The 20,633-nt window shown below is 69.4% G+C and carries 18 protein-coding genes; 8 read left to right on the forward strand and 10 right to left on the reverse strand.

Annotated elements, in window-relative coordinates:
• Positions 1-47: 47 nt before the first annotated feature.
• Positions 48-4,682, reverse strand: a complete 4,635-nt coding sequence (locus LZK98_RS05965) for a Calx-beta domain-containing protein (protein WP_233785487.1) — start codon at positions 4,680-4,682, stop codon at positions 48-50.
• 383 nt (positions 4,683-5,065) lie between these two features.
• On the opposite strand from LZK98_RS05965, the gene LZK98_RS05970 reads away from it, so the two are divergent.
• Together LZK98_RS05970 and LZK98_RS05975 are read left to right on the forward strand one after the other, a co-directional pair.
• The gene (locus LZK98_RS05970; protein WP_233785488.1) at positions 5,066-5,572 is read left to right on the forward strand and encodes a hypothetical protein; all 507 of its coding nucleotides are present in this window, start codon (positions 5,066-5,068) and stop codon (positions 5,570-5,572) included.
• A gap of 32 nt (positions 5,573-5,604) precedes the next feature.
• Positions 5,605-7,968, forward strand: a complete 2,364-nt coding sequence (locus LZK98_RS05975) for a M10 family metallopeptidase C-terminal domain-containing protein (RefSeq protein WP_233785489.1) — start codon at positions 5,605-5,607, stop codon at positions 7,966-7,968.
• A gap of 98 nt (positions 7,969-8,066) precedes the next feature.
• Here LZK98_RS05975 and LZK98_RS05980 read toward each other — a convergent pair whose 3' ends face one another.
• From LZK98_RS05980 to LZK98_RS05990, 3 genes are read right to left on the reverse strand one after another with little or no spacing between them, the layout of a single operon-like run.
• Complete coding sequence (locus LZK98_RS05980) at positions 8,067-8,456, reverse strand: hypothetical protein (RefSeq protein ID WP_233785490.1); 390 nt, start codon at positions 8,454-8,456, stop codon at positions 8,067-8,069.
• Between the two features lie 38 nt (positions 8,457-8,494).
• A complete protein-coding gene (locus LZK98_RS05985; protein ID WP_233785491.1) occupies positions 8,495-9,712 on the reverse strand; it encodes a DNA/RNA non-specific endonuclease in 1,218 nt (405 codons plus the stop codon).
• 39 nt (positions 9,713-9,751) lie between these two features.
• Positions 9,752-10,624, reverse strand: a complete 873-nt coding sequence (locus LZK98_RS05990) for a DUF1521 domain-containing protein (protein ID WP_233785492.1) — start codon at positions 10,622-10,624, stop codon at positions 9,752-9,754.
• 187 nt (positions 10,625-10,811) lie between these two features.
• On the opposite strand from LZK98_RS05990, the gene LZK98_RS05995 reads away from it, so the two are divergent.
• Both LZK98_RS05995 and LZK98_RS06000 read left to right on the forward strand, forming a co-directional pair.
• Positions 10,812-11,747, forward strand: coding sequence for a lipase family protein (locus LZK98_RS05995; protein WP_233785493.1), 936 nt, complete (start codon positions 10,812-10,814; stop codon positions 11,745-11,747).
• A 31-nt stretch (positions 11,748-11,778) separates the two neighbouring features.
• Positions 11,779-12,699 (forward strand): ion transporter, encoded by a 921-nt coding sequence (locus tag LZK98_RS06000; protein ID WP_233785494.1) that lies wholly within the window; start codon positions 11,779-11,781, stop codon positions 12,697-12,699.
• Here the strand turns inward: LZK98_RS06000 and LZK98_RS06005 are convergent.
• A complete protein-coding gene (locus tag LZK98_RS06005; protein WP_233785495.1) occupies positions 12,696-14,003 on the reverse strand; it encodes a pentapeptide repeat-containing protein in 1,308 nt (435 codons plus the stop codon). The two genes, LZK98_RS06000 and LZK98_RS06005, sit on opposite strands and share 4 nt — an antisense overlap.
• A gap of 116 nt (positions 14,004-14,119) precedes the next feature.
• Between LZK98_RS06005 and LZK98_RS06010 the strand changes: the two genes are divergently transcribed.
• Both LZK98_RS06010 and LZK98_RS06015 read left to right on the forward strand, forming a co-directional pair.
• Positions 14,120-15,442 (forward strand): phage tail tip lysozyme, encoded by a 1,323-nt coding sequence (locus LZK98_RS06010; RefSeq protein WP_233785496.1) that lies wholly within the window; start codon positions 14,120-14,122, stop codon positions 15,440-15,442.
• A gap of 4 nt (positions 15,443-15,446) precedes the next feature.
• Positions 15,447-15,770, forward strand: a complete 324-nt coding sequence (locus LZK98_RS06015; protein ID WP_233785497.1) for a hypothetical protein — start codon at positions 15,447-15,449, stop codon at positions 15,768-15,770.
• Positions 15,771-15,779: 9 nt separating this feature from the next.
• On the opposite strand, the gene LZK98_RS06020 is transcribed toward LZK98_RS06015, so the two are convergent.
• Complete coding sequence (locus LZK98_RS06020) at positions 15,780-16,184, reverse strand: hypothetical protein (RefSeq protein WP_233785498.1); 405 nt, start codon at positions 16,182-16,184, stop codon at positions 15,780-15,782.
• 93 nt (positions 16,185-16,277) lie between these two features.
• On the opposite strand from LZK98_RS06020, the gene LZK98_RS06025 reads away from it, so the two are divergent.
• Both LZK98_RS06025 and LZK98_RS06030 read left to right on the forward strand, forming a co-directional pair.
• On the forward strand, positions 16,278-16,736 hold the full coding sequence (locus LZK98_RS06025) for a hypothetical protein (protein WP_233785499.1): 459 nt from the start codon (positions 16,278-16,280) through the stop codon (positions 16,734-16,736).
• The gene (locus LZK98_RS06030) at positions 16,733-17,626 is read left to right on the forward strand and encodes a DUF1521 domain-containing protein (protein ID WP_233785500.1); all 894 of its coding nucleotides are present in this window, start codon (positions 16,733-16,735) and stop codon (positions 17,624-17,626) included. Before LZK98_RS06025 ends, LZK98_RS06030 begins: the two co-directional genes overlap by 4 nt.
• Here LZK98_RS06030 and LZK98_RS06035 read toward each other — a convergent pair.
• Genes LZK98_RS06035 through LZK98_RS06050 form a run of 4 tightly spaced genes read right to left on the reverse strand, consistent with a single transcriptional unit; the run spans position 17,590 to position 20,501 of the window.
• Positions 17,590-18,144 carry a hypothetical protein gene (locus tag LZK98_RS06035; protein WP_233785501.1) on the reverse strand — a complete coding sequence of 185 codons (555 nt, stop codon included), beginning with the start codon at positions 18,142-18,144 and terminating at the stop codon, positions 17,590-17,592. The two genes, LZK98_RS06030 and LZK98_RS06035, sit on opposite strands and share 37 nt — an antisense overlap.
• Positions 18,141-18,593: a hypothetical protein gene (locus tag LZK98_RS06040; protein ID WP_233785502.1), complete on the reverse strand. Its 453-nt coding sequence runs from the start codon at positions 18,591-18,593 to the stop codon at positions 18,141-18,143. Before LZK98_RS06040 ends, LZK98_RS06035 begins: the two co-directional genes overlap by 4 nt.
• Complete coding sequence (locus tag LZK98_RS06045) at positions 18,583-19,911, reverse strand: FliI/YscN family ATPase (protein WP_233785503.1); 1,329 nt, start codon at positions 19,909-19,911, stop codon at positions 18,583-18,585. Before LZK98_RS06045 ends, LZK98_RS06040 begins: the two co-directional genes overlap by 11 nt.
• Positions 19,908-20,501 (reverse strand): FliH/SctL family protein, encoded by a 594-nt coding sequence (locus tag LZK98_RS06050; RefSeq protein ID WP_233785504.1) that lies wholly within the window; start codon positions 20,499-20,501, stop codon positions 19,908-19,910. The genes LZK98_RS06045 and LZK98_RS06050 overlap by 4 nt, the downstream gene beginning before the upstream one ends.
• Between the last annotated feature and the right edge of the window lie 132 nt (positions 20,502-20,633).

Below are 20,633 nucleotides of genomic sequence, written 5' to 3' on the forward strand. Positions count from 1 at the left end.
GGCCGCGCGGCGAAAGCAGTATCGGGGCGAATTGCCTTGGAATCAAATCAGAATCCGTGGCTCAGCTCGATCGGCTTCCAATGACCGAACAGGTCGTCGACGAAATCGCCGAAGTCGTCGAGCACGCCGCCGAGGCCAGGCTGATGGTCCGAATATTCGTCAGGCCCGGCAAATTTGACCAGCTTTGGATCGCCGACCCCGAGCAAAGTGACGCTGGTGCCGAGGCTCAGCGTCAGGACCAGGTCCTTCGTGCCGTCGCGGTCGACGTCCTTCACACTGGTGCCGCGGACGGTGACGCCGTCGTCGAGGATGATCCGGTCCTCGGCGGTGTCGAAGTCGCCGATCGTGTCGCTGCCTTCGATGCGGCCGAAGTGGAAGCTGTCGGCACCCGCGCCGCCCCACAACATGTCGTTGCCGAGGCCGCCGAACAGCACGTCCCGGCCGTCGCCGCCCGAAAGCGTGTCGTTGCCGAGATCGCCGAACAGCACGTCGTTGCCGGTCCCGCCGCCCAGCTTGTCGTTGCCGAGGCCGCCGTCGAGCCAATCGTGGCCGTCGAGCCCGTTCAGCGTATCGTTGCCGAGGCTGCCCGACAGCCTGTCCTCGCCGGCGGTGCCGTTCAGCGTATCGGCGAAGATCGAGCCGGTGCGCGTGACGCCGTCGGCGATGCCGGTGACGTTGACGCTCACCGTCGCGGTGCTGGCGAGGCCGTTGCCGTCGGTGACGGTGTAGCTGAACGTATCGACCGCGACGGCGCCGCTCGCCAGCGCGTCGAACGCATCGGCGTCGGCGACATATTGCAGCGTCTGGTGCGCCGGATCGAAGATGAGGTGGCCCAGCGTGCCGCTGGTGTCGACCGCGCTGATCGAGAGCGTCTGGCCGGCGTCGACGTCGCTATCGTTACCGAGCAGCGTCGCCCAGAGGTTGGCGCTCGTCGCATCCTCGTTGACCGCGACCGTATCGGCACCCGCGACCGGGGCTTCGTTGACGTCGCCGACCGCGATCGTGAAGTTCTGCTGGATGCTGGCGCCGGCGCTGTCGGTCACCTTGGCGACAATGGCGTAGCTGGCGATCGCCTCGTGATCGAGCGCTGCGGTGGTGGTGATCACCCCCGTCGCGGCATCGACCGCGAACAGCCCGCTGGCATTGTCGAGCAGCGCATAGGTCAGCGTGTCATTGGTCGTGTCGGTGGCCGAGAGCGTACCGACCACGGTGCCGGCCGGCAGGTTCTCCGCCACGCTCGCGTGGTCGAGTACCAGGTCGGTCGGCGCCGCGCCGAGCGCCAGCAGCGCGAGCTGCGGGTCGTGGTCGGTCGGCCGGCTGCCGGTGATCTGCGAGTTGAGATGCACCGAATCATATTGCGCGCCGCCGAGCAGACCGCCGGTGACGAGGATGTTGTCGATCTGCTGGGCGTTGCCCTCGAACAGGTAGCTGTAGCGCTCCTCCTCGGGCAGCAGCGTGTTGAGGTTGGTCAGCACGCCGCCCTTGGCGGAATCGGTGAGCTGCGTCTGGGCATCCTCGAAGTAGAAGCCGTTCCAGTCGCCGAGCACCGCGATGTTCATCGCCGGATCGTCGGCGAGATGCTCCTGGATATAGGCTTTGACCCCCGCCGCCTGCGCGGTGCGGGCGGCGTCGCCGGCATTGTCGGCGGGCTGATTGTTGCCGAGCAGCGGATCGCTGCCGAGGCGTGAAGTGAGGTGGACATTGATCGTGGTGATCGTCTGGCCGGCGAACCCGAACTGCGCGACCAGCGGGCTGCGGGTGCCGGCATAGGCCGTGCCGGTGATCAGCTCGGCGCTGCCGTCGATATAGTCAACGCGGTCGAGATTATAGAGATAACCGTTGCGGATGTTGCCGCCCGGCTCGCCGCCGGTTGAGCCGGCCACGGTCGGCGCGACCTCGACATAGGCATAGTGCAGGCCCGACGCCTCGTAGATCGCGTCGATCAGGCCCTGCGCCGTGACCGTGCCCGATAGGTCCGGACCCGAGCCGGCGCCGTCCGCGTCCTGGACCTCCTGGACCGCGACGATGTCCGGCGCCTTTAGGCTGTAGACGATGTCGTTCGCGAGGATGTCGAACTTGTTGTCCGACGTATCGAGATTCTCGAGGTTGTAGGTCGCGATCGACAGGTGGTTCGCGTCGCCGGCGAGCGTCGAGCTTTCCCGGCCGAGCGTCACGTCCTTGGTGACGGTGACCGCCTCGGTCGCGATCACCTCATATTGGTCGAAGGAATAGTTGACGACGCCGGTGACGCTGCTCAGCTGGTCGCCGATCGTGTAGCCCGGCGCGAAGCCGGAGAAGATCGCGCTGTCGTCGTCGATCTGGATCTTCTCGGGGTTGTAGTCGCCCGGCGCGATGGTGATGCCGCCGCGGTCGTTCATGCCGGTGGCGCCGGCGCCGTGCGAGGCGACGACGTCGGTCTCGCCGAACGCGTTGGTGTTCGACACGGCCTGCGGCACGTCGATGGTGACGCGCATCCCCTCGAGCGATTCCCAGAAGTCGAGACCGTCGTGCGCGGGGTCGAAGCTGGCGAAATTGTCATCCTCGATCACCTCGGTCGGCGGCAGGATGCCGTCCGCGCCGATCAGCACCGCAGCCGGCAGCGCGTTGCCCGTGCTCTCGACATTGATCGTCGGCGCGGTGATCTCGGTGACGGTGAGCCCCTGCGCGTCGCCCGCGAACTCGGACACGGTGCCGCTGACCGACAGGCCGTCGCCGACATGGACCGTGGGCGCCGAGCCGGTGAAGACGAAGACGGCGTCCGAGGTCGCGGCATTCCCGTCGCCCTGGGCGGACTGGAGATAGAAGCCGTTGCTGTCGACCGCGGTGACGATGCCGGTGGTGGTGACGCTCTGGCCGACATAGGCCGACTGGTGGCCCTCGCCCTGAATCGCGCCGATCGACAGCGCGATCGGGTCGTCGTTGGTGATGATGCCGACCGCATGGGCATCGTCGACGACCACGTCGCCGGTGGTGGTACCGAGCGTGACCGACAGCGTCTCGTTGGCCTCGCCGATCGTGTCGCCCTTGATCGGGATCACGATCTGCTTCGAGGTCTCGCCCGCCGCGAAGCTGATCGTGCCGGCGAGCGCGGCGCCGGCAGCGAGGTCGTCGGCGGTGGCGGTGCCGTCGAGATTGACCGCATAGCCGACGCTCGCCGCGAGCGCGGTGCCGCCCGCGCGATGGACGGTGAACACCAGGTTCGAGACGCCGTCGTCACCCTCGACCGTGCGCGCGTCGTCGATGCGCAGGTGGCCGGTGCCGGTCGGCGGCAGGAAGGTCTGGCCGGCGTTGACGCCGCCGAAGCTGTCGTCGGCGCCTTCGACCCAGGTGAAGTCGGCGGCGCTCGAGCCGGTGCCGGCGAGCTGCAGCGACAGCCCGGCGCCCGGCGCCGGCTCCTCCGACACGCCGATGTCGGTGCTGGTCACGCCCGCGGCGGGCGTGCCGGCGGCGGCGGTAAAGGTGCCTTCGTAGGACAGCAGCTGAATCACGGTGCCGTCGGGCGCGATCAGCGCGACGCCGTCGGCAGCACCGTTCTGCAGCCCGTTCACCGGATAGCTGAACGAGACGGCGCCGAAGCCGTTGCCCTCGTCGTCGATCACCCCCGACAGAGCGGTGGTGGTGTAGCTCGGCGCGGCGTCGGGGGTGTTGCTGCCGTTGTAGAGAACCAGCTTGTAGCCGCTGAGGTCGGTCCCGGCGGCACCGGCGATCTCGATCGCCTCGCCGACGTCGGTGCCCGAATTGTCGTAGTGGATCTCGTTGATGAAGACATTGGCCGGCGTCGCGGGCGGCGCCGCGTCGTCGTTGGTGATCGTGCCCGTCGCGCTCGCGTCGCCGAGCGTCGCGCCGCCCTGCGGATTGCCGAGCGTCACGGTGAAAGTCTCGTTGCCCTCGAAGCCGGTATCGCCCCGGACGGCGATGCGCACCTCGGCGGTGGTGGCGCCGTCGGCGAAGGTGACGGTGCCGGTGGTCGGGATGCCGGCGGCGAAGTCGCTCGCGTCGGCCGCGCCGACGCCGCTCCCGAGCGCCAGCGACCAGGTCGCCGAGACGGCACCCGCGCTGCCCTCCGCCCGCGTGACGGTGAAGATGATCTCGTGCGTGCCGCTGTCGCCCTCGGCCACGGTCGCGTCGGCGATGCCGAGCGTGCCGGCCGACGGCGGAACGATGCCGCCGAAGCTCTGGCCGACGTTGACCGCGCCCGGCGTGTCGTCGGCGATCAGCGACCAGCCGAAATCACTCGCCCCGGTGCCGCTGCCGGTGAGACCGATCGAGGTGCCGGCCTGCGCGCCGTCCTCGTAGACGCCCACGTTGGTGCTGGTCATGCCCGCGGCGGGACCGTCTGCGGCGGTGAAGCTGCCTTCCCAGCTCAGGAACTGCACCACTGCGCCGCTCGCGTCGACCAGCGCGACGCCGTCGGGCTCCCCCGCGGCGCCGCTGCCGCCGTTCTGGATGCCGTTGGCCGGGTAGGCGATGCGGATCGCGCCGAAGCCGTTCTGCTGGTCGGCGATGGTGCCGCTCAGCGTGACCGTGTTGTAGGCGGTGCGCTGCGAGGGATTGCCGTTGTAGAGGACGAGCTTCCAACCGGTCAGGTCGGTGCCGGCGACGCCGGCGATCTCGACGAACTCCCCGGCGTCGGTGCCGGCGCTGTCATAATGGATTTCGTTGATGAACGCGTTGGCTGGCATCGAAATTCCTCCCCCTCAGGAATGCTGCGAACCGCTCGGGCCTTCGGCGAGCGTACCGGTGATCCGCCGTCGCTAGGTCCGGTCTATGACAAGGATATTGCGCCCCTCGCTTGTCGAGCAGGCATGACGATGCATCGCGAGGCGACCGGCGAGAAGGGTTCCAAGGCAGAGGGTGCGAACGGCTGGTCGCTCGAATCGGGCTGCTCGTCGCCTGTCACCGGTGGACATGGCATAGCCGACCGATAACCGATTGTTCCAACGACGTTTGTTGCCGCAGTGCGGCATCAAATCCGGCTTGACCGCGGTTGCCGGCGAGCCCTAGCTTCCGATCCTGTCTTTCCAGCCGCCCCCATTTCGGGCCGGCCAATGGAGCGGGTTATGCGATGGGGGTGCGCGGAATCCCGGGTCGCCTTCTGGTCGGGTCGATCGCATTGATCGGCGCGGCTCCGGCTGAGGCGCATCCGGCGCAGCGCGAGCCGACCACGCCGCCGCTTTCCGCGCAGGGCATCGCCAGCGTCCGCATCCTCTGCCTCGTCGAACCGCAGGACGGCAACGCGCGCGCTCTCGGTGCGAAGCTTTGCGAGCAGGTCCGCGACGTCGCGGCGCGCGGGGCGCCGGTTCCGGTCTCGACCGTCGGGTTCGGCGATCCGGCCGTGCTCGACCGTTCGACCCTCACCATCCTGGTCCACGCCGCCGTGCAGCGCGTCGGCGGCGCGCCGCTGCTGCTGCTCGGCATCCAGCCCTATCGCAGCGCTACCGAAGCGACCCTGTTGTTCGGGCCGCCGCCGGTGGCGATCCCGTTTGCCGGCGGCGACCCCGCCGCGCCTGAAATCCGCGCCGCCATCGACGGCGCACTCCGACAAAGCCTGCCGTGGCGGAGTCCGGACTGACAGATCACCAACGGCCAACAGAGGGGAGTCCAATGGCCAAGGTCAACGCGAAGGCGATCAGCGTGCAGCAGGGTTCGAGCGACCATCTCGAGCCATATCGCGACACCGACCTGCCGGTGGTGGATGTCGGCGACACGATCGCCCTCTACGGCAACGTCGACGGCCAGGGCGGCAGCATTTCGGGCAAGCCGGTGTGGTCGCTCGACCAGATCATCGCCAACCTCAACCGCACCTCCTACCCCGGCACCGGCATCGACAGCCCGCACTGGACCACCGACGAGGACAGCTTCGGCGCCCGCCCGCGCAGCGGCGACGCGACGGTGCTCACCTTCGGCTTCCACACCGCGGAGACGATGTTCGCGGAGCCCTATGTCTATGAGGAGAACGGGCAGCTCTACGGCACCGTCGAATATTTCGGCTTCCAGGAATTCTCCGAGGCGCAGAAGGAGGCGGCGCGTGAGGCGATCGGGCTGTGGGACGACCTGGTCTCGGTCCGCTTCGAGGAGACGACGGCGGACAAGGCCGACATCACATACGGCAACTACACCAACCAGCCCGGCACCCAGGCCTATGCCTATCTGCCGTACAACTACAGCGCGCCCGACACGCTCGCGGCCGGCGATGTGTGGGTGAACGGCCTCCAGGCGAGCAACCTGCAGCTCGACTATGGCTATTACGGCATGCAGACGCTGGTGCACGAGACGGGACACACGCTCGGCCTGCAGCATCCGGGCGCCTATAACGCCGCGCCGGGCCTCTCGATCACCTACCCGAACAACGCCGAATATTATCAGGACTCGCGGCAATATACCGTCATGTCCTATTTCAATTCGGAGTTCACCGGAGCCGGGCACATCGACTGGAACCGGCTGAACTGGGTCTATTCGGCGACCCCGCTGATCCATGACATCGCCACGATCCAGGCGATGTACGGCGCCGACATGACCACGCGTGCCGGCAACACCGTCTACGGCTTCAACAGCACCGCCGACCGCGATGTCTATGATTTCACCGTCAATACCATGCCGGTGCTGGCGATCTGGGACGGCGGCGGCAACGACACGTTCGACTTCTCCGGCTGGGACAGCAACTCGGTCATCAACCTCAATCCCGGCCAGTTCAGCAGCGGTGGCGGCAGCGGCGTCGTGCCGCTCGAGGTGCTCAAGGCGCGCGGGCTGCTGCCGGCGAGCTACACCGAGGAACAGTATCTGGCGCTGCGCACCCGCTACAATGCGGTCGACGGGATGCTGCACGACAATATCTCGATCGCCTATGGCGCGTGGATCGAGAATGCGGTCGGCGGCGGCGGGGACGACTATATCGTCGCCAATGCCGTCGCCAACGTGCTGACCGGCAACGGCGGGATCGACACCGTCAGCTATTATCAGGCGGCCGCCGGCGTGACGCTGTCGGCGGCGGCGATGCGCGGCCTCTCGGGCGACGCGGCCGGCGACCGCTATGTCGGGATCGAGCATTTCGAGGGGAGCGGCTTCAACGACACCCTCCTCGGCGGCACCGCGAACGACTGGCTGTCGGGGCTGGCCGGCAACGACCGTATCGACGGCGGCAACGGCCGCGACACTTTGTTCGGCGGCGACGGCAACGACACCCTCGACGGCGGCAACGACAACGACACCCTCGACGGCGGTGCCGGCAACGACACGCTGCGCGGCGGCAACGGCGCCGACACGCTGAGCGGCTGGGACGGCAACGATACGCTCGAGGGCGGCAACGACAACGACACGCTCGACGGCGGCACCGGGGACGACGTGCTGATCGGCGGGAACGGCCGTGACGTCCTGATCGGCGGCGCGGGCGTCGACGTCCTCGACGGCGGCAACGACGACGACACGCTCGACGGCGGCGCGGACGATGACACGCTGCACGGCGGCAACGGCCGCGACGTGCTGAGCGGCGGCGACGGCAACGACGTCCTCAGCGGAGGAAGCGACGCCGACACCATCACCGGCGGCCTCGGCAACGACGCGCTGGCGGGCGGCAACGGCAGCGACATCCTGATCGGCAGCGACGGCGACGACCGGCTCGACGGCGGCAGCGACAACGACCGGCTGTTCGGCGGTGCAGGCGACGATATCCTGACCGGCGGCAGCGGCAACGACGTCTTCGTCTTCGCCGATCTCGGCGGGACCGATTCGATCACCGACTTCCGGCGCGGCGACCGCATCGACCTGATCGCGATCGACGCCGTCGCCGGCGGCGGCGACGACGCCTTCCACTGGATCGCGTCGCAGGCGTTCAGCGGCACCGCGGGGGAGCTGCGCGCCTATAATGACGGAGGGTCCTTTACCCTCGCGGGTGATGTCGACGGCGACGGGGTCGCCGACTTCATTATTCACTCGAATGCGTGGATCACCCAGGCCGACGTCCTGTTTTGAGGGGCCCCAGGGTCGGATCGACATTCAAGCATGTCGCACGGCTAGGCCTAAGCCCTTCCCCTGAAAAAGAGGGGGTTAGGCCTAGCCGCCCTAACGGCTCAGGGCTTGAGCTTCTCGACCATCTCGGCGTGGTTGGCCGGCGTCACCACCCAGTCGCCGGCGTCGTCGTAATCGAACTTGATCGTGACCTTGGGGCCGGGCCGGGTGAGCTGGACCAGGCAGCGCGTCCAGCGGTGACCGCCGGCCGCCATGGTATCGGCGAGCTCGACCGCACGATCGATCACGTCGAAATCGTCGGGCGTCTCCGCTTCCCAGTCATTGTCGGGAAGATAGACGAAGCCGTACATCCGCTTGCGCTGGGCGACCTCGATCACCAGCGCGATCCCCGACCAGTCGCGGCCGGCATAATTGCGGTCGGCGACGATCTTCTGCCCGATCTCATTGACCAGCGCATCGGCGCGTGCCTGATCGAATGCCACGCTGCTCATCGCCACCATCTCCACGGGCGCCGCAGGAGGGGCGCCGATCACTTGCCGAGCATCTTGCGGATGTCCGCCGTCGAGACGCGGTCGAACGTCTGCCCTGCCGCATTATCGAACAGTTCGCTGTTCTTGAAGACCCGTTTGCCGGCCTCGTTGAACACCTCGTAGACCACGCCGACCTGCGCCGGCCGGTCGGCGGTGCCGCCCTTCAGCGCGACGTTGACCTTCACCGTGGCGCCGGCCTCGATCCAGGCGGCCCACTCGTTCTCCATCGTCTTATAGGCGGAGCGGTTGAAGTTGAAGTTCTGCGGGAACATGTTCCGCTCGCCCTGGTCGGGCATGAAGCGGTGGCCGATGATGTGGCCGGCATCGTCGTCGTCGAGCCCGCGCTCGCGCACGCGGTCCTGCGCGGAGAGCTCGTCGCTGCTGCGCTTGGTGCCGGTGGGCTGGACCTCCGACAGCGTCGCGGAGGCCGAGGTGGGGCGGCCGTTGGCGTCGATCGTCCAGGTGACCTCGTTCCTGCCGACGTGCGCCGTGTGGACGCCGGCAGCGGCGACATCGTCGACCTTCTTCGCCGCCGGCGAATAGAGCTCGTCGATCTGGCGCTTCATGCTCGACAGCGTGTCGCGCGCCGATTGCGGCAGCCGGTCGAGGATCGCGTTCGGCGCCGCGCCGATCGCGTCGGAGATCTTGCCGAGCGCCGGCCGGATCGCCTGGGCGAAGGCGCTGTCGGTCCTGGCGATCTCGACGGCGTTCACCACCGTCTTGCCCCAATGACCGAGCTTGCCGAGCTTGGCGGCGTCGCCGAGGTAGGGGATCATGCTGACCGCCGAGATGCCGGCGCCCAGCCAGTCGCCGCGGAACAGCGAGATGATGCCGTTGGCGCCGTCGGAGATCGGCGTCGGATCGAACAGGCCGGCGACGTCGAGCCCCATCTGGGTGAGGTCGAGCGCCAGCTCCTTCTGCGCTGGGGTGAGGCCGGCGGGCGCGGTGCCGCCGGCGCGCTGCTGCGTGGAAATGGCGTCGGGCAGCAAGCGGTCGAGCTCGCCCTGCTGCACCGGCGACAGATCCTTGCGCGCCGCCTCGATCGCGTCGGCGGCGCCCCTGGGATCACGCAGCGAGAGCTCGGCCAGGTCCCTGGTCAGGCCCTCGACGTCGACGCCCTTGCCCGTCCTGTTCGCGACGACCAGCGCCTCGCCGAGGCCGGTGGTGTTGCTCAGGGCCTTCGTCGCGTCGGTGACGCCGTTCACTCCGCCGACCATTGTCTCACCCTCGCTTGCGTGTCCCGGGAGCCGTGCCGATCAGACGAGAAGGATCGGGCGATAGGCGGCGCTCGCGCTCGCCTCGGCCGAGCCGCTCATCCCGGACTGATAGCCGGCCGCGAAGGCGCCGAAGAGCAGGAAGGATTCGATCATCTGGCTGGCTTCGGCCAGGCTCGGCATCTGGCTGCCGGGGCCGTAGATCTGGCCGGGCTTGGTGAGGTTGGCGTCCGCCTGGGTGACTTTCGTGCCGAGCTCGGTCTGCCAACCGCCCGCCGCCTCATGCACGGTGAAGCCGTCGCGGGTCGCCGCATCGAGCGCGTAGCCGTTGGTCGAGACGTTGACCGAGAGGTCGCCGAGCTGGTTCTGGCTGATGCCGTCGATCACCACCGCATTGTCGCCCTTGGTCACCACCACCTGGCTGGCGAGATATTCGTTGGGGTTCTTGGCATAGGGCTCGGTGTTGATCGTGATCTTGGTGCCGTTGTCGAGCTGGAAGGTGGTGGTGCCGTAGAAGTCGAACTGGCGCTTGCCGTTCACGTCGACGTGCGGGTCGCCCCAGATCTTGGTGCTCTCGCCGGTCTTTTCGTTGAAGATCGTCATCTGGCTGTTGCGCTCGTCGATCTCGAGGCGATAGCCATCGCCAAGGTCGACCTTGGCCGTGCTCTGGCCGGTGAGCTGGGCGGTGAAGCCGCCGCTCGGCTGCAGCGCCCCGAGGTCGGTCGAACCCTGGGCGAGCATCCCGAACTGGATCGCGAAAGCCGACGGCAGCGATGCGAAGGCGAGCGGGCCCGCGTTCAGCGGCCGGAAATAGCTGCCCATCACACCGGCGGCGAGGATCAGGCCTGCGCCGTTCACCGCGGTGTTGAAATTGGCGGCGAGCTGGGCGCTCTGGCCCGGGTTGATCGTCGTCATGCCCTGTCCTCCATCTCCATGGGCCAAAGGCGGCCCGCCCGATGATCGAGGAAGTGACACAGCCCGTCGCGACGGACACTCAACGTATCGCTTAGATCGCCTAAACGAATCGTCTAGGGACAGACAGCCGGGCGAATGGCATCAGGACGCATAAGCTCGCGCGATCTGCGGGCGCCCGAGGAGCCAGATGACCGACCCTGCCGGCAACATCGCGCGTACCCCCAGCCTCGCCACGACGCAGGCGGTCGCGGCGCGGCTGCGCGAGGCGGCGAGCAGCGAGTTCCAGGCGCAGCATGTCGTCCCGGCGCGCGAGGGGCTGGTCTATCAGCAGCCGCAGCCGCCGATCCAGTTCGACCAGGTCGCGCCCGTGCCGCAGGGCATCGGCGGCGTAGGGGCGCCGGCGCCGCGCGAGCTCGCGCTGATGGCGGCCGACGTCTACAACGATGTCGCCAGCCCGCCGCCCGGCTATCGCGTCGCGAACGACGCCGATCTCGCCCGGCTCGGGCTCAGGACGCAGGATCTGTCCTCGCCGCAAAGCTCGTTCCGTGCCCGCGTCTATGTGACAGGCGAGGGGGATGCGGCCGGATATGTCGTCAGCTTCCGCGGCACCACCGACGGGAGCGACTGGAAGGCGAACCTGCGTCAGGGCGTCGGGCTGCCGTCCGATCAATATGCCCATGCGCTGCTGATCGCGAAGGCGCTGGCGCGCAATCCCGACGTGAACGTGACGCTGACCGGCCATTCGCTGGGCGGCGGTCTTGCCTCGGCGGCCGCCCTGGGAAGCGGGCGCGACGCCGCGACCTTCAATGCCGCAGGCCTCAGCTCGGCGACGATCCAGCAGGCCGAGCAGATCCGTACCGCCGCCGGCATCGGCCGCGCGGCGGAGATCGCGGCCTTCTACGTCAAGGGCGAGGTGCTCTCGGCGGTGCAGGACGGCGGCGACCGCGTGGTCGGGGCGATCTTCGGCGGCGTGATCGGCGGCGTCCTGGCCGACGCACCGGAGGCCTATGGCGCGCGCCACCCGCTCGACGCGGTACGGCCGGCGGGGACGCATTGGTATCAGGACAATCCGGTCGCGCGCCACGGCATGGACTGGGTGCTGAGCAGCCTGCCGGCCAATTGATCGTTCTCCCGCCTCCGGGCTACAGCAGGGCATGACCAGCCGTCGTCTGACCGGCATCGCGGCGATGCTGGCGTTCACGCTCACCGGGGGATGCAGCATGGCTGCCAAGAGCGCCTGTTTCACCAAGCGGGCGGTGGTGCTGCCCGATCGCACGCGGGTGCTCGCCAACGTCAGCAACGGCGCGTCAGGGCGCACGCTGGCCGAGGCCGTGCTCGACGGGCGGATCGAGGATGCCCGCGCGATCATCGCGCGCGACCCGCGGCTGCTGACGACGGTGGTGACGCACGATCCGCGCATGACCACGCCGCCCGACGGCCAGTTCGGCGACCTGCTGACGCTGGCGGTGTCGCGCTGCGACAGGGATGGGATCGCGATGCTGCTCGAAGCCGGGATGCCGGCCAACGGCGTGCGGCCGGGCAATGCGCTGACGCTGGCGCTGCTCGCCGACACGCCGGAGATGGCGGAGATGCTGTTCCAGGCCGGCGCCTCGCCCGATCCGCAGCGGCTGCTGGACGGCGAGGATGCGATGCGGCAGATGATCGCCTTCTCGCACATCGGCGGGGTGATGACCCTGCTCCGCCATGGCGCCGATCCGCGCTGGCACGACCAGTTCGGCATCGACCGGGTCCGGATGGCGATGGACGCCGAGCAGGCCGACATCGCCGAACTGCTGGTCGGGAAGGGCGGGACGCTGTGGAGCGTCGCCGGCGACGGCAGCATGGCGGTGCACGAGCTGCTCACCGAGCCGGTGGCGTTCCGGACCGGCGAGCTCAAGGCGGCGCGGGCGCGGCTGGTGGAGCGCGCCAAGGCCAGCCCGATCGGCTGGCCGCCTCCCGACCGCGCGACGGTCAAGCGCATGGTCGCGTCAGGCGCCTGGCCGACGGCGGAGATGGCGCGCGCGGGGATGACGGTGGCGCCGGAGGTGCTCGCGAAGCTGCGGGGGAGCCACTAACGCATCGGCTGCCCGGCGGCCGACCAGAGCGCGTCGAAGGTCAGGTCGTCCACCGGCACCCGCTTCATCGTGCCGAACGGGGCGATGCCGGCGCAATTGACGACCCTGACCGAATCCACCGCGTTGGCCTGCTCGGGGGCGATCGTCGCCTGATCGTCGGTCGCCACGATCGCCGGCACGCCCGGGCGTGCCCCTCGTCCGCGTGGCGGCGCGATCAGGAAAGTGCCGCGCGGTCCCGGCGCGAGCGAGGAGGCGTCGATCGTGCACACGCCGCCCTTGTCGGTCTGCGCGACGCCCCGCACGTCGGCGCGCCGATTGCGGCCGACGTCGACCAGCAGATAGGAGGGCGCGAGCCGGAGCAGGACCCGGAGCGCCTGCGGCCAGCGGGGGTCGGCGGTGACGGCGGGCGTGATCGCCAGGCTTTCGCTGACGAACAAAGCCTTGCCGGTCAGCCGCGCGGAGGAGGATGGCAGGGTTCGCGTCTCGCCGGCGGGTGCTGCGGCAGGTGCATTTGCCAGGGCGCGGACCAGCAACGGGATCATCGGGCCGGTGATCTCGGTCCGCCGCGTGCCCCTGCGCGCCACCAGTGTCGTCGGCAGCGTCGTGCTGTCGAGCTGGGCGAGATCGTCGACCGCAATCTCGGCGCCCTCGAAGCGGGCGCCGGTCAGCGTCGCTCCCCAGAAAGAGAAGCCCTGAAAGACTGCATTGGAGAAGTCGGCGCCGGCGGCGCTGATGCCCTGGCGGTCGAACGGGCAGCCGTCCGCCTCGGTCACGCCGCACTGGAAGCGGAAGCCCGAGAAATTGGCGCCGTCGATCTTCCAGCCGGACAGGCTCGCGTTCCAGCCGCCGTCGAGCCGTCCCCCGCGGAAGTCGGCGCGGGTGGCGTCGGCGCCGGCGAGCGTCGTCGTGCGGAACAGGACGCCCGGCATCACGGTGCCCGCGAGCTTGGCGCCCGAAAGATCGCTGACCATGAAGCCCATGCCGGGTGCATTGACGCCCCGCCAGTCGCTGTTCGCGAGCTTGCTACCGCGGAAGCAGATCGACGACAGTCGCGCCTTGCGGAAATCCCAGCCCGCGAAGTCGCCGCCGTCGATCACGATCACGCGGCCGTCCTTGGCGCGCTTGCGTAGCCGCTCGATCGCGCTGACCTTCCTCAGTGCCTTGCCGTCGACGGGTTCCGGCAGCGTCGCACCGGTCCCGTCGACCGCGCCCGCCTGCGCCGCGCAGCCGGCGGCGGCAACCGGGACGGGGGCGGCGGCCTGCTGCGCGAATGACAAGGCGACGATGATCGATAGTCCGCTCATGGTTCCTCCCTGCTTCGACTCGTCGCACGACCATCGGCGGCGCGCCCTAAACGATTCGATTAGAGACACTTGGCCGTCGTCGTGACAGGTTCGCAGCGTAAGTCATGGAGGCGGAAATGGTCGAATCCGTTACGGCGACGCGCCCGCAGGCCCTGAGCACCGGCGATACCTCCCGCTACACGGTCCAGCGCGGTGATACGCTATCGCAGATCGCGGCGTCGCACGGCGTCTCGCTGAACGCGCTGATCGCGGCCAACCCGCAGATCCGCAACCCGAACCTGATCTTCGCCGGCCAGGCGGTGACGATCCCGGCCGGCGGGAGCGGCTCCGGCGGAACCTATACGGTGCAGCCGGGCGACACGCTCTCGGGCATCGCCCAGCGCTATGGGCTCGACTGGCACGGCCTCGCGCTCGACAACGGGCTCGCCAATCCGAACCTGATCTTCCCCGGGCAGACGCTCCGGCTCGACGGCGCATCGACGCGCGGGACCGGCGGCACCGGCGAGGTCGATGCGCCGGGCGGCAGCGCCGATGGACGCAACGCCGCCGACGTCGCCAAACAGTATCTCGGCCGCAATGCGAGCGACCTGCGCGGCGACCGCAGCGACAACCTGCCGATGAACGCCAACGTGCCGACCAACGTGTGCTGCGCGAACTTCGTGTCGGCGGTGCTGACCGAGGCGGGACAGCTTCCCGGCAACCTCCACACCGATTCGGTCGCGCAGCTCAACTCGACCCTGCGCTCGCGCGGCTGGACCGAGGTGAGCCCGCAGCAGGCACGGCCGGGCGACGTCGTCATCATCCAGGGCGGCGGCGTCTCGCACACCGAGATCTACGCCGGCAACGGCAAGATGATCGGATCGAACAACGTCAACGCCGACGGATCGCAGAAGGTCAGCTACAACAACCTGTCCTGGGCACTGCAGCATGGCGCCAAGATCCTGCGCGCGCCGGCGAGCGCGCAGCCCAAGCCGGAGGCGACCGGCGGCACGCAGGGCACGGGCAATGTCGGCCAGCCGGCGGCGACCCGCCAGGGGCGCATCGACCAGGCGATGAACTATTTCATGGGTCAGGGCTGGACCCGCGCGCAGGCGGCGGGGATCGTCGCCAACCTCGATGCAGAGAGCGGCATGGAGGCCAACATCCGCCAGCACGGCGGCGGGCCGGGCTACGGTCTCGCGCAATGGGAGGGGCCGCGCCAGGCGGACTTCCGCGCCTGGGCCGGGCACGACATCCAGAGCTCGACCTTCGAGGAGCAACTCCGCTTCGTGCAGCATGAGCTCACCACCTCGGAGCGGGGCGCCGGCAATCGGCTGCGGGGCGCGACGAGCGCCGCCGATGCCGGGGCGATCGTGTGCCGCTATTACGAGCGGCCTGCGAACATCGCCGGAGACTCGGCTCACCGCGCGCAGCTCGCCACGCGGATCTTCCAGAACTGATCCGGTGCTGGCGCTGCTGGTCTGGCTCACCGCCGCGCAGACGAGCGAGCAGGCGACGTGCGCGTTCGACACCGCGCCACCCGAATCCTGCACCGTGGCTTTCACCGTGCGCACCGACGGCACCACCGAATTGCGGGCGAAGGCTATCAAAGGCGAGCATCAGGCCGTGTTCATCGGCCGGCGGCAATCGGGCTGGTGGGCGGGCACGCTCGATGGCGCGGAGGCGATGGGGTATGAGCTCAACCGCGGCAACGTGACCTTCGCCACCCGCGCGCTCGACCGGACGTTCCAATATTACACTGCCGGTCACGAGCACGGCAGCTATTGACGCCGCCGCTCAGGGAAACAGCGCGCGTGGTGCCTTGTGCTTCGCCGGCCATTCGGCCCAGGCAACATCGGTCGGGCCGATCGCGTAATCGGCGACGCGCCAATGCCCACCGATGCGCCGGAGCAGCGCAGCATAGTCCTTCGACACCATGCCTTCCGCTTCCGCAGAGGCGAGGGGCGTGCCGGCATAGGAGATCGGCCGGCCGCCGCTATCCTGCATCTCGGCGATCAGGAACGCCCAGTCGCCATCGCGGTGGAGGGTGCGCACCTTGAACTTGACCGGCTTGCCGAGATGCTGTGCGACGGGCTGGCGGGCGATGTCGAGGATGGCGGCGCGATCTGCCTCGGCGACCGTCGCGGCCTGGGCGGAAGCGACGGTGAAACTCGGAAGGTCGGCGCCGGACATCATCGCCATCCCTATCATCTCCTAAGCGATTCGTTGAGAGCGCAAAGCTGCCGGACGCGCTATCTACGGCAGCATGTTGCAATTGCCGGACGAGTTAGGGCGATGATCAATCCCATCAACGGCGGGCGTGCCGACGCGGTCTCGCTGCGCGGCATCGAAGGCAAGCGCAGCGGCGGTGCCCAGGCCGCTGCGGCGATGAACACGATCAGTGCCCGCATCGCCGAGACGATGGCGCGCGAGCTGAAGCTGACACCGGTCGATCCGCGCGGCGGCTATGCCGGGGGCTCGGCGAGCGATGCCTATGGTATCGAGGAGATCGCGGCGGAGCTTTCCCGGTCGCTCGGCGGCAGCCCAGCCGATCAGGGTCGCCTGTCCCGGGCGCTGCACCAGTTCGCGGAAACGGTGGCGACGCTGGTCGCCGCGCGCCCGCTGAGCAGCACGGTGTCGAACGTCGTGTCCTCGCTGGGCGTCGACCTCAATGGCGGGAAGCCTACGACCGAAGAGGCGCTGACGATGATCGAGGCGGCGACCGTCCGCCTGCGGCCGGACGGCTATTCATGACCGAGCCGGTCGGACTGTCGACGATCGGCGGCCTCGGCCCATCACTGCCTGAGAATGGCGCGATGGTGGCGAGCGTGGTGCTCGTCGACCCGATCGCGGCGCCCGCCGATAGCGCCGCCGTGGTGCCAGTGGCGGCGGACATCGCCGTCTTCGTCGCGCCTTCATCCGATCTGCCGGCCGTATCGGGCCCGCCCGCCTTCGAGGTGAAGGCGATTGCGATCGGCGGCATCCTGTTCGATCTGTCGGACGGTTATTCGCTGTCGATCGACGAGAGCCAGTCGGCAGTATTCGTCCTCAATGCGGCGACCGGGGAATCGCTGCTGGTCTGGGGCGCCGGGAACATCGCGCTCGACGGCGCGGACGCCGCGCGTTTCTGGGGCACCACCACTGTCGAGCTCGCCAACGGCACCAAGATCACGCTCGAGACCCAAGCGGACACCACGATCGCGGACCTTTACCGGCTCGACAAGCTGACGGTGACGCAGGGCGAGCGGGCGATGGTGATCACCGGCATATCGGAAGAGACTTTGGGCGACCTCAAGGTCGACCAGGGCCTCGATGGCGAGACGATCGACGACCAGACGCGCGACGGGCTCGTGATCGCGCGGGACAGCGACGGCTGGAGCGACGAGCTCGGCAACGCCGTCACCCAGGCGATCCTCGATCAGACCCGACCCGGCGCGCTCTATGGCCCCGGCAAGACGACCTTGAGTCTGGGCGAGATCTTCTCGATGCTTTTCCGGGCGGTGAGCTACGGTCAAGTCTCCTCACTGATCCTGACGACGAGCAAGAACCTTTCCGCCGACTTCGGCGGCCGCGATGCCGAGAATCGCATTCGGCGGACCCTTGCCCTCTATGCCGCCGGAACCGCGCGCCTGCCTGATGCCTGAACCCCGATCCGGCCGACCCTGACCTCGCGCCGGAGCAGCCGTTCGCCGAGCTGCTCGCTCCATTGCGCGGCGGTCGCCGGCGGGACGGCCGTGCCCGCGATCAGGACGACATTGACCTGTCCCGCGAGATCCCGCCCGAGCACCGCGCCCTCGATCCGGTAGTTGCCGAGCGGCAGGGCGAGATGAACCTCGGGCTCGGCACCGGTCTTCGCCACCTCGGCGATCGCGGCGGCGATGCGGTCGAGCTGGGCGTGGAAGGCGGGATCGACATCGCCGGCTGGGCTGGCCGTCTCCGCCACGGGTACGCCGGCGAACTCGCGCGGCATGATCGCGGCGAAGAGGCCCGCGTCCGTCAACGGCTCCTTCTTGCTCCCGACCGTTTTCGCGGAGGTGCGGGCGAGCGCGTCGGCGAAGGCGCGCTTCTGTGCCGGCATCGGCTCGGGCGCATCGGATCGCGTGCTCGGCACGGCACGCGGCGTGAAGGCGGCGGGCTTGGGAGCGGAGGGGGCCTGGGTCATCGCATGCTCATCCGGGGCATCATCACGGCATCGGCTTCGGCGCGATCCTCCGCGCGGCGGCGGTCGGCGCGGACCAGTGCCCGGCGATGGGTGGCGATCGCGTCGCTGCGGATCTGATGGCGGCCGACGGCGCGCACCGCTTCGGCGTGGGTCTGGTCGGCGACCGTACACCGCGCTCGGGCATCGGCGAGCGCCGCGGCGGCGCCGACAAGCCGTTCGATGCAGCGGTCGAGCCACAGCCGCGTCTGGCCGCACGCGGGCGTGGCGGCGAAGGCGCGGCGGGCCTCCGCGAGCGTTTCCCGGGCGGCGAGGTGCGCGGCCTGAGCGTCGTTAAGCTTGAGCGCTGCTTCCTCGGCAGCGGCACGCGCCTCAGTGGCGGCGCGAGTGAGGCGCAGCTCACGTACCTGTGCGACCCGCACCAGCTTGGCTCCGCCGGGGTCAGCGGCCATGGTCGATCTCCTCGAAGTTGCGCAGCCGCACGACCGTCTCGCCGAGCGTCGCATGATCGTCGCGGTGCTGGCGGAGGAAGGCGTCGATCGCCTTGCGCTCGGCGAGCGCGCGATCGGCGAGCCGGTCGCGGCCGGACTCGTACTCGCCCATCTGGACGAGCAGCTCGATCTCGTCGAGCTTGGCCAGCATCGCGCGCAGCCCCTCGGCCGCGCGCTGCTGGGCGGGCGAAGCGAGCTTGGTGAACAGGCGCGACAGGCTGCCGAGCACGTCGATCGCCGGATAATGGCCGCGCGCGGCGAGCTTGCGCGACAGCACGATATGGCCGTCGAGCAGCGAGCGCACCTCCTCGCCGATCGGATCGCCGTCCTCGTCCTCGAGCAGCACGGTGTAGAGCGCGGTGATCGCGCCCGCTTCGCCTGCGCCGGTGCGCTCGAACAACCGCGGCAGCTCGGCGAACACGGAGGGCGGGAAGCCGCGGCGCACCGCCGGCTCGCCCGCCGCGAGGCCGATCTCGCGCAGCGCGCGGGCGAAGCGGGTGACGCTGTCCATGAGGAGCAGCACGTGCTTGCCCTCGTCGCGCAGCCCCTCCGCGATCGCGGTGGCGACATGGGCGGCGCGGACGCGCTCCATCGCCGGCCGGTCGGACGTGGCGACGATCACCACCGACCGCGCCAGCCCTTCCTCACCGAGCGTCTCTTCGACGAACTCGCGCACCTCGCGGCCGCGCTCGCCGATCATCGCGATGACGATCGCGTCGACCTTCGCTTGACGGGCGAGGTTGGCGAGCAGCGTCGACTTGCCGACGCCGGCGCTGGCGAAGATGCCGACGCGCTGGCCGATGCCGATGGTGAGCAGCCCGTCGATCGCGCGGATGCCCGTCTCCATCGCCTGGTCGACGGGATGGCGGGTCATCGGGTTGGGGGCGGGAGCGTGGATCGGACGATCGGTCGAGCGCTTGACCGGTCCCAGCGCGTCGAGCGGCTGCAGGCGCGCGTCGAGCACGCGGCCGAACATGTCCGCGCCATGGGGCGTGCGATCGTCGCCGCTGCGCAGGATCACGTCGCTGGCGAGCGACAGGCCGCGCAGGTCGCCGAGCGGCGTCAGGATCGCGTCGCCGTCGGCCAGCCCGATCACCTCGGCCCACAGCGTGAAGCCGCTCTCGGGATCGACGATCTCGCAGCTCTCGCCGATCCGCGCTCGCACGCCGGTGACGCGCAGGGTCGTGCCGAGCGCGCCGACGATGCGGCCGTGCTGCTCGAACATCGGCGCGGCATCGAGCGCGCGGACGAGCGAGAGCGTGTCGGCGCCGGCCTTCATGACTCGGTCACCCCCCAACGCTTGGCAAGCGCGTCGAGCTGGACCGACAGGCTGGCGATCACCTGACCGGTGCTGGTCCGCATGTGGCAGTCGGTGGGGCCGAGTGCAGGATCGGCGGCGACGGTGACGTGCTCGAGTTCGGGCAGGCGGGCGGCGAGCGTGTCGGCCATCGTCGGTGCGACGGCGATCGCGACCGGGCCCTCGCCGGGCAGCCGCGCGAGCGTGCGCTCGACCATGCGGGTGACCAGGGTCTCGTCGTCGAGCTCGCCGATCACGGCACGGACGGCGGCATGGGCGGCTTCGGCGACGTCGGCGCGGCGCGCCTCGGCGTGCCGCTCGACTGCCGCGGCGAAGCCGGCGATCTGTTCGGCGAGCTGCTCCTCAATGGTTGCCCTGGCTTCGGCAAGCCCCTCGGCATGGCCGGCGGCGCGGGCATGCTCGGCGTCGGCGGCGGCGCGGTCGCGGATGGCGGAGGCCGCCTCGAGCAGCGCGACCGCATCGATGAAGTCGGCCCGCTCCGCCCGCTTGATCACCGCGCGGCTGCTGCCGAGCAGCGCGCGATCGTCGCTGTGGACGAGATGGAAGCTCATCGGCGCTTGTCCAAATTAACAGTCCTCGCCGTACTCCTGCGTAGGTGGGAGTCTGGAACCTTCCGTTCCGAAACGACTGTTCCCCGGCGAAGGCCGGGGCCTAGTTGCAGGCGGTCCGAGGCTGGGCCCCGG

It is taken from the genome of Sphingomonas cannabina, assembly GCF_021391395.1.
GTDB classification, from domain to species: Bacteria; Pseudomonadota; Alphaproteobacteria; order Sphingomonadales; family Sphingomonadaceae; genus Sphingomonas; species Sphingomonas cannabina.

Bases quoted from the DNA above. Each gene is read 5' to 3' on its own strand.
- LZK98_RS05965 (WP_233785487.1), bottom strand. From the start codon at position 4,682: ATGCCAGCCAACGCGTTCATCAACGAAATCCATTATGACAGCGCCGGC.
- LZK98_RS05970 (WP_233785488.1), top strand. From the start codon at position 5,066: ATGGGGGTGCGCGGAATCCCGGGTCGCCTTCTGGTCGGGTCGATCGCA.
- LZK98_RS05975 (WP_233785489.1), top strand. From the start codon at position 5,605: ATGGCCAAGGTCAACGCGAAGGCGATCAGCGTGCAGCAGGGTTCGAGC.
- LZK98_RS05980 (WP_233785490.1), bottom strand. From the start codon at position 8,456: ATGAGCAGCGTGGCATTCGATCAGGCACGCGCCGATGCGCTGGTCAAT.
- LZK98_RS05985 (WP_233785491.1), bottom strand. From the start codon at position 9,712: ATGGTCGGCGGAGTGAACGGCGTCACCGACGCGACGAAGGCCCTGAGC.
- LZK98_RS05990 (WP_233785492.1), bottom strand. From the start codon at position 10,624: ATGACGACGATCAACCCGGGCCAGAGCGCCCAGCTCGCCGCCAATTTC.
- LZK98_RS05995 (WP_233785493.1), top strand. From the start codon at position 10,812: ATGACCGACCCTGCCGGCAACATCGCGCGTACCCCCAGCCTCGCCACG.
- LZK98_RS06000 (WP_233785494.1), top strand. From the start codon at position 11,779: ATGACCAGCCGTCGTCTGACCGGCATCGCGGCGATGCTGGCGTTCACG.
- LZK98_RS06005 (WP_233785495.1), bottom strand. From the start codon at position 14,003: ATGAGCGGACTATCGATCATCGTCGCCTTGTCATTCGCGCAGCAGGCC.
- LZK98_RS06010 (WP_233785496.1), top strand. From the start codon at position 14,120: ATGGTCGAATCCGTTACGGCGACGCGCCCGCAGGCCCTGAGCACCGGC.
- LZK98_RS06020 (WP_233785498.1), bottom strand. From the start codon at position 16,184: ATGGCGATGATGTCCGGCGCCGACCTTCCGAGTTTCACCGTCGCTTCC.
- LZK98_RS06025 (WP_233785499.1), top strand. From the start codon at position 16,278: ATGATCAATCCCATCAACGGCGGGCGTGCCGACGCGGTCTCGCTGCGC.
- LZK98_RS06030 (WP_233785500.1), top strand. From the start codon at position 16,733: ATGACCGAGCCGGTCGGACTGTCGACGATCGGCGGCCTCGGCCCATCA.
- LZK98_RS06035 (WP_233785501.1), bottom strand. From the start codon at position 18,144: ATGACCCAGGCCCCCTCCGCTCCCAAGCCCGCCGCCTTCACGCCGCGT.
- LZK98_RS06040 (WP_233785502.1), bottom strand. From the start codon at position 18,593: ATGGCCGCTGACCCCGGCGGAGCCAAGCTGGTGCGGGTCGCACAGGTA.
- LZK98_RS06045 (WP_233785503.1), bottom strand. From the start codon at position 19,911: ATGAAGGCCGGCGCCGACACGCTCTCGCTCGTCCGCGCGCTCGATGCC.
- LZK98_RS06050 (WP_233785504.1), bottom strand. From the start codon at position 20,501: ATGAGCTTCCATCTCGTCCACAGCGACGATCGCGCGCTGCTCGGCAGC.